Source organism: Bradyrhizobium sp. Arg237L (assembly GCF_029990105.1).
Taxonomy (GTDB): Bacteria; Pseudomonadota; Alphaproteobacteria; order Rhizobiales; family Xanthobacteraceae; genus Bradyrhizobium.
In genome coordinates this window covers 1-411 of sequence record NZ_JAQMIL010000237.1, presented here as the reverse complement: position 1 = coordinate 411, position 411 = coordinate 1, and the positions used below count along the sequence as shown (strand labels likewise).

Genomic DNA, 411 nt, shown 5'->3' with positions numbered 1-411 from the left:
CCCGCCATTGACGGCTCCGAGCGGCCCATTCAGAAGTGCGAAAATCAGGCGCGCTTGGTTCCGCGCTCCAGGAGCTCGGCAACGTGATCAGAAATGCTTTGATTTGCTTTTTGGGGTAGCGTTGCCCCGGTTGGGCTTGCAGCCCGCCAGTTGGTACGCCTCATCTGCGATTTTGCCCTTGGCGAGTTCCTGTGCAAAGCGCTCTTGTTTGGTGTTGGTGAGGACGCGCATTGGTCAGCATCAGCGTCGCAGAGCAAGGCCGGCCATCGCCTTATGTCGCCGGCTAGGGTTGGGCGCAGAGCGGCTGCGCGGTCTATAGGAACGTCAACAAGGCCGGCGCATTGGACTGGAGGCGCTGATGCCGAAAGTCAGCGCCCGCGGGGCCATTGTCAAACTCATGGCCGCCGTGCT

General features: G+C 61.3%; 1 protein-coding gene. It reads right to left on the bottom strand.

The window, feature by feature from the left end:
• Nucleotides 1–87: 87 nt before the first annotated feature.
• On the bottom strand, nucleotides 88–231 hold the full coding sequence (locus OZ411_RS43140; RefSeq protein WP_282532833.1) for a hypothetical protein: 144 nt from the start codon (nucleotides 229–231) through the stop codon (nucleotides 88–90).
• Between the last annotated feature and the right edge of the window lie 180 nt (nucleotides 232–411).

Bases quoted from the DNA above. Each gene is read 5' to 3' on its own strand.
- OZ411_RS43140 (WP_282532833.1), bottom strand. From the start codon at position 231: ATGCGCGTCCTCACCAACACCAAACAAGAGCGCTTTGCACAGGAACTC.